General features: G+C 63.4%; 9 protein-coding genes and 1 tRNA gene. 4 read left to right on the forward strand and 6 right to left on the reverse strand.

The window, feature by feature from the left end; all coding sequences use genetic code 11:
* The first annotated feature begins 95 nt into the window (after positions 1-95).
* A complete protein-coding gene (locus HB860_RS02455; RefSeq protein ID WP_025325936.1) occupies positions 96-590 on the forward strand; it encodes a hypothetical protein in 495 nt (164 codons plus the stop codon).
* A gap of 63 nt (positions 591-653) precedes the next feature.
* Here the strand turns inward: HB860_RS02455 and HB860_RS02460 are convergent, their stop codons facing one another.
* The gene (locus HB860_RS02460) at positions 654-1,571 is read right to left on the reverse strand and encodes a cupin domain-containing protein (RefSeq protein ID WP_247625645.1); all 918 of its coding nucleotides are present in this window, start codon (positions 1,569-1,571) and stop codon (positions 654-656) included.
* Between the two features lie 113 nt (positions 1,572-1,684).
* Here HB860_RS02460 and HB860_RS02465 point away from each other — a divergent pair, with 113 nt between their 5' ends.
* The gene (locus HB860_RS02465; protein WP_024945875.1) at positions 1,685-2,014 is read left to right on the forward strand and encodes a carboxymuconolactone decarboxylase family protein; all 330 of its coding nucleotides are present in this window, start codon (positions 1,685-1,687) and stop codon (positions 2,012-2,014) included.
* A gap of 217 nt (positions 2,015-2,231) precedes the next feature.
* Here the strand turns inward: HB860_RS02465 and HB860_RS02470 are convergent, their stop codons facing one another.
* From HB860_RS02470 to rsgA, 5 genes are read right to left on the reverse strand one after another with little or no spacing between them, the layout of a single operon-like run.
* The gene (locus tag HB860_RS02470) at positions 2,232-2,636 is read right to left on the reverse strand and encodes a hypothetical protein (RefSeq protein ID WP_247625646.1); all 405 of its coding nucleotides are present in this window, start codon (positions 2,634-2,636) and stop codon (positions 2,232-2,234) included.
* 2 nt (positions 2,637-2,638) lie between these two features.
* Positions 2,639-2,902 carry a DUF2960 domain-containing protein gene (locus tag HB860_RS02475; RefSeq protein WP_247625647.1) on the reverse strand — a complete coding sequence of 88 codons (264 nt, stop codon included), beginning with the start codon at positions 2,900-2,902 and terminating at the stop codon, positions 2,639-2,641.
* The gene (locus HB860_RS02480; RefSeq protein ID WP_247625648.1) at positions 2,892-3,164 is read right to left on the reverse strand and encodes a VF530 family DNA-binding protein; all 273 of its coding nucleotides are present in this window, start codon (positions 3,162-3,164) and stop codon (positions 2,892-2,894) included. Before HB860_RS02480 ends, HB860_RS02475 begins: the two co-directional genes overlap by 11 nt.
* Entirely contained in the window at positions 3,161-4,033 is an 873-nt protein-coding gene (asd, locus tag HB860_RS02485; RefSeq protein WP_247625649.1) for an archaetidylserine decarboxylase, read from the reverse strand. The genes HB860_RS02480 and asd overlap by 4 nt, the downstream gene beginning before the upstream one ends.
* A 42-nt stretch (positions 4,034-4,075) precedes the next feature.
* A complete protein-coding gene (gene rsgA / locus HB860_RS02490; RefSeq protein WP_206667149.1) occupies positions 4,076-5,110 on the reverse strand; it encodes a small ribosomal subunit biogenesis GTPase RsgA in 1,035 nt (344 codons plus the stop codon).
* Between the two features lie 91 nt (positions 5,111-5,201).
* Between rsgA and orn the strand changes: the two genes are divergently transcribed.
* A complete protein-coding gene (gene orn, locus HB860_RS02495) occupies positions 5,202-5,747 on the forward strand; it encodes an oligoribonuclease (RefSeq protein WP_139436732.1) in 546 nt (181 codons plus the stop codon).
* Positions 5,748-5,924: 177 nt separating this feature from the next.
* A tRNA-Gly gene (locus tag HB860_RS02500) sits at positions 5,925-6,000 on the forward strand.

A 6,000-nucleotide genomic window follows, 5' to 3' on the forward strand; every position in this document is an offset into this window, starting at 1 on the left:
ATCCGCCATTTATGAGGATCCCTGCTGACAGTCTGTGTCGTGATCGCCATAATAGCCGCCGGTTGGCCTATGGCCTTATGGACGAGAGAAGCAGCATGAAGAAGATAATGGGGGGCGCCCTGGCCCTGTTGATGGTGGGTTGTGCCAGTGACAACAATGGTGGCGAGCAGTACCGCTATACCCCGCCGGTTGCCAAGGCGACCAACAACACCCAGGAGATGGCAATTCCGGTGGATCTGGTGTGGGCCCGCGCCGAGAAGTGGTTTGGCGATCACGGTCTGAACATCGAAAACAGCCAGCGTGGCTCAGGTCTGATGACCGCCAACGTTGAAAACTCGGCCGAGGGGCTGGAGTGGCTGGATTGCGGCACCATGGGTTCCAAGGTCGCACTGGGCAACCCCAATCTGCAGATCAACCTGATCATCACCCAGAGCGGCAACAACAGCGTGGCGACCGTCAACGTCAAGGGCAACACCCAGCTCTACTTCGTCGAGTCCTCCGGCGAGCGCGTGCTGGCTCCCTCCATCACCCCGGTCTGCGTCTCCCGCGGCAGCCTGGAGCAGAGCCTGTTCGCCACCCTGGGCAACTGATCCTGCCCTGCCTGTGCGCATGAAAACCCCGTTGCCTGCAACGGGGTTTTTGTTTTTGGCCCGCTAGCCGGGCAGGACCGGCCAGCCCTGCTGGCGAAAGCGGCCAGGCGCCATCCCGCTCGACTGCTTGAATGCCTTGGCAAAGGAGGCCTCCGACTGATAGCCGACCCGCTGCGCCACCTCGCCGAGGGGGAGTTGATCCGGGTGGCGCAGCAGCTCGGCCGCCCGCACCATCCGCACCCGCACCATGAACTCCCAGACGCTGCAGCCCAGCCGCTGGCGAAAGTGGCGAAAATAGGTGGCGCGGGACATGGCGGCCAGCGCCGCCAGTTCATCCACGCTCCAGGGGTGGGCCGGGTCGGCCAGCATGGCCTGCAGCGAGCGGCCCAGCCTGGGGTCCTGCAGGGCGCCGACCAGCCCGAGCGCCCCGTGTGGATCGCTGGCATGGGCCCGCAGCCCCATGGCCAGCAGCACCTGACTGAGGGCCGTCAGCACCGCCCCCGAGCCCTGCTGTTCGCGGGCCAGCTCCTGGCGGATCAGGCTCAAGACCAGCTCCAGCGCCTGACGGGACTCGCTGGCGAGCAGCGGGATGCAGAGCGGGCTGGGCAGGGCATCCAGCAACAGCGGCCGCAGCGGTCCCTGATAGCGGTACTCGCCGCACAGAAACTCCACCTGATCGCCGCCATCGCCCCTCTGCGGCAGCAACCCGTCACCCGGCTCGGCCAGGGTCAGGGGGTCGCCTTCCCGCCAGATGGTATGAGGCTCGCCACCGGGCAGCAGCAGCAGATCGCCCGGGCGCAGTGCCACGTCGTCTCCCTGCGCCGTGGTGACCCGGATCTCTCCCCTCATCAGCAGGTGAAACGGCATCACCCCGGCCGGGCTCTGTTCGTGGGGCAGCCTGAAACCGCCGCGATAGAGGCAGCGCACATCGAACGTGCCCTGGATGCCGGCCTGGCTGATCAGCTGGTCTATCTGGTTCATGATTCTATTTGACTGTTATTTGCGTCTTTAAAGTATTAAACGACTCAGGTCTCGATGCAATACTGGCTTCATCGAGCAGGCAGGGGCCTGTTCTGTCACACCGGAGAGTCAAGATGCAAGACTGGGATCAATACCGCAAACAGTTGATGGGCCGCGTCATGGAGCTGGGCACCCTGAGCCCGGATACCCTCAAGGGTTATCAGCAGCTGTCGTCCGCCGGCAGCAAGAGCGGCGTACTCGATGGCAAGACTCGCGAGCTCATCTCGCTGGCGGTGGCCGTCACCACCCGCTGCGATGGCTGCATCGCCGTCCATGCCGATGCCGCTCTCAAGCAGGGGGCCAGCCGGGCGGAGATTGCCGATGCACTGGGGGTTGCCGTTGCCATGAATGCCGGGGCCGCCATGGTCTATTCCGCCCGGGTGCTGGATGCCATCGACCGTTGAGCCAGGGGGGCGGCTCTGACGCCGCCCTGCCGCCAGGTTGTCGGTCTGCCGGCCAGTCCCTGTCGGTCCCAGCAAGTTGAGTGACCCTGCCTACCTTTGCCACGCCCACGGGCGTGGCTTTTTTGTCTGCGGGCTGGCCTGCCGGCCGGCCATGGTTCGCGCTTTCCAAAAACAAAACCCCCGGCTGGGCCGGGGGTTGGATGCTTATCTCAGGGGATCAGGGCTGGAGTGCGCTGTCACCGTGAAACAGCGCCCGCTCGCCGGACTTGAGCACATAGCCCTTCCAGGGGAAGAGCTGGTAGGCCCCTCCCTGCCAGGACCAGTTTCCTTCCTCGCCCTGGCGGTCAAGGGGGATCTGCTCGCCGCTTGGCAGGGTCAGCTCGACCTTGCTCCGATCGGCGTTGAACAGCACGAAGGCGCTGCCGGTCTCGGTGGCCTCGAGGGATTGCAGGCGCACAGCCTGTTCGAACAGGCGTACGCACTGGCCGAGCAGGGGGGACCACTGGTAACCGGCGCTGGCACGGCAGCCGTGGGCATCCTGATCGTTGCCGACCAGCTGGGGAGTCTGGGTGCTGCAGGCCGCCAGCAGCAGGGAGGCGGCCATCAGAGTCAGGGTTCGCATGCTCACTCCTGCTTGTCTTCGAGATTGTCCCGTTCGATCACGACGTTGGAGAAGCCCAGCTCCTTGAAGTAGGTCTCCCTGTAGTCCTTCACGCTCTTCTTGTCGCGGCGGCAAACCTGGGCCAGCTGGGCCTCCATGGCGTGGAAGCTGGAGAGATCCAGCCCCTCGGCCGCGGCGATGGCGTCGTAGATGCTGTTGAACTTGTCGTTGGCGTAGCCTATCTCTTTGGCCTGCTTCTTGTAGGTGTAGGTAATCTTAAACGCCACTGGGGTCTTCCTTCTGTTTGGCCTGTTTGCGCTGAACGTAGAGATAGAGGCTCTCTACCTTCTCTCGCGCCCAGGGAGTCTTGCGCAGGAACTTCAGGCTGGACTTGACGCTGGGATCGTCGGTGAAGCAGCGGATGTTGATCTGCTGCCCCAGGGCTTCCCAGCCGTAGTGCTCGACCAGGGCGGTGACGATCGCCTCCAGGGTCAGCCCGTGCAGCGGGTTGTTTTTCTGCGAGGTCGCAGGCTTCGGCTGGTCACTCATGCCTGCTCCGCCAGCTTGGCAAAGGGCTGACCCATGCGGGTGGTGACGCCGTTGGCCAGGTGGGGTTCGAAACCGGCCAGCATGCCCGGACCAAACAGGCAGACGACGGTGCTGCCGAGCTTGAACAGGCCCATCTCGGCGCCTTTTTGCAGGGTGATGGCCTCGTCGCCGGTGTAATCCCAGCGCACCACTTCCTTCTGTTTGGTCGGCGCTATGTTGCCGGCCCAGATGGTCTCGATGCTGGCGACGATAGTGGCGCCAACCAGCACCAGCGCCATGGGGCCGTGCGGAGTGCGGAAGGTGGCAACCACCCGCTCGTTGCGGGCGAACAGGTTGGGCACGTTCTCGGCGGTGAGCGGGTTGACGGAGAAGAGATCCCCCGGCACGAACACCATGCTCTCCAGCACGCCGTCCAGCGGCATGTGGATGCGGTGGTAATCCTTGGGCGCCAGATAGATGGTGGCAAAGTCCCCATCCTTGAACGGCGCCACCAGATCCTCGAAGCCGCCCAGCAGCTCGCGGGCGCTGTAGTCGTGGCCCTTGGCCTGGATGATCCGGCCCTGATGGATGGGCCCGAGCTGGCTGACGGTGCCGTCCACCGGCAGGGCCAGGGTCATGGCATCCTCGACCAGGGGGCGGATCCCCGGCTTGAGCTCGCGGGTGAAGAAGGCGTTGAAGCTCGCGTAGTGGGCCGGATCTTCGTGCAGCGCCTCGCTCATGTCGACGCCGTACTGCTTGATAAAGGCCTCGATCACCCGGGTGGTGAGGTTGCCAGCCTCGGCGGCGGCAAGCTTGCCGACCAGGCGGGAGAGGGCGTGTTTGGGCAGGCAGTATTGACCGGCAATTTTCAGGTTGTCAGTGATGCTCATGATCTTCATCTGCTCTTTCTAAAAAGAGGGAGGTTGATTGGGTCACAGCCGGGCTTGTTGCCGACCGTGGCGGGCTTCCTGCATGGTTTCCAGGATGCGGTGATAGTTGTGGAAGCGGTCAGGGCTGATGGCGCCACTGCTGACCGCCGCCCGCAGGGCGCAGCCGGGATCGTCCTTGTGGGTGCAGTCGCGGAACTTGCAACTGCCGAGGTAGTCGCGAAACTCCACGAAACACCAGGTGATGCGATCGGCTTCCAGGTGCCAGAGGGCGAACTCGCGGATCCCGGGGGAGTCGATGAGATCGCCGCCGCTCGGGAAGTGATAGAGCCGCGCCGTGGTGGTGGTGTGGGTGCCCAGCCCCGAGTTTTCGGAGATCTCGCCGGTGAGCACGCCGAGCCCCGGCATCAGGGCGTTGGTCAGGGACGACTTGCCCACCCCGGACTGGCCGACGAAGATGCTGATCTTGTCGGTCAGGGCGGCTTTCAGCTCATCGAGCCCTTCGCCGCTCTCGCAGCTCACCAGGATCACCGGGTAGCCGAGCTTGCGGTAGGCGGCGAGCTGGCCCTCGACCCGGGTGCGGGCCGCCTCGTCCAGCATGTCGACCTTGTTCAGCACGATGAGGGGGGCGATCTCCACATCCTCGGCGGCCACCAGGTAGCGGTCGACTATGTTGGTGGAGAACTCGGGCATCACCGCCGAGACGATGACTATCTGGTCGATGTTGGCGGCGATGGGTTTGACCCCGTCGTAGAAGTCCGGCCGGGTCAGCACGGAGTGACGGGGATGCACCGCCTCGATGACCCCGGCGGTCGCGGCATTGAGACCGGGACGCCACACCACCTTGTCACCGCACACCAGGCTGTTGATGCTGCTGCGCCTCAGGTTGCTGCGGTGTATGGTGCCGTCGACGGCTTCCACGTCCGCATGCTGGCCGAAGCGGCTGATCACCACCCCTTCGATGGCCGGGCCAAACAGGGTGTCATCCACCACAGTGGTGTGATCTTTTTGCAGCCGCCGCTCGCGGTTGGCCTGAACGCGCCTCTGTTGACCCAGATTGAGTTTTGCTTTCTTTGCCACTCGATTCGCCAGTTTATGAACAGATCCAAAGCCAGTATGATACATGCAAATTGGCAAAATTCCGCCATTCCTCCCAATAGAGAGAGCAATCATGACAGTCAGCGCGCAGAACCTGGTATGGATCGACATGGAGATGACGGGGCTGGACCCCGAAGAGAACGTGGTTCTGGAGATTGCCACCATCATCACCGACAAGGATCTGAACGTGCTGGCACAAGGGCCCGTCATCGCCATTCACCAGAGCGATGAAGAGCTGGCCAAGATGGACGAGTGGAACGTCAACACCCACACCAAAAGCGGGCTGGTGGCCCGGGTCAAGGCGAGCGAGCACGACGAGGCCCGCGCCGTGGCCGAGACCCTCGAGTTCATCCGCCAGTGGGTGCCGGAGCGCACCAGCCCCCTGTGCGGCAACAGCATAGGCCAGGATCGCCGCTTCATGGTCAAGCACATGGGGGAGCTGGAAGCCTTCTTCCACTACCGCAACGTCGACGTCAGCACCATCAAGGAGCTGGTGCGCCGCTGGCAGCCGGAGCTGCTGGAAAAGTTCACCAAGAGCGGTTCCCACCAGGCGCTGGACGACATCCGCGAGTCCATCGCCGAACTGCAGTTCTACCGCAGCCACGTCTTCAAAATCTGAGTCCCCGGCAAGGGGTTGCCGTCGCCCGGTTGCTAAAATCGGCAGTTCGGCCAGCTTTTGAGCGAACGGCTGCACAGTGACAAAAAAGCCCTTGCAATTGGAATGACTGCTCTTATAATTCGGCTCCCGTACAGTAGCGCAAGCAACCAAATGCTGTACGGCCGTTTTAAGGTAGTTGCGGGAATAGCTCAGTTGGTAGAGCACGACCTTGCCAAGGTCGGGGTCGCGAGTTCGAGTCTCGTTTCCCGCTCCA

This window comes from Aeromonas genomosp. paramedia (genome assembly GCF_023093515.1).
Taxonomy (GTDB): Bacteria; Pseudomonadota; Gammaproteobacteria; order Enterobacterales; family Aeromonadaceae; genus Aeromonas.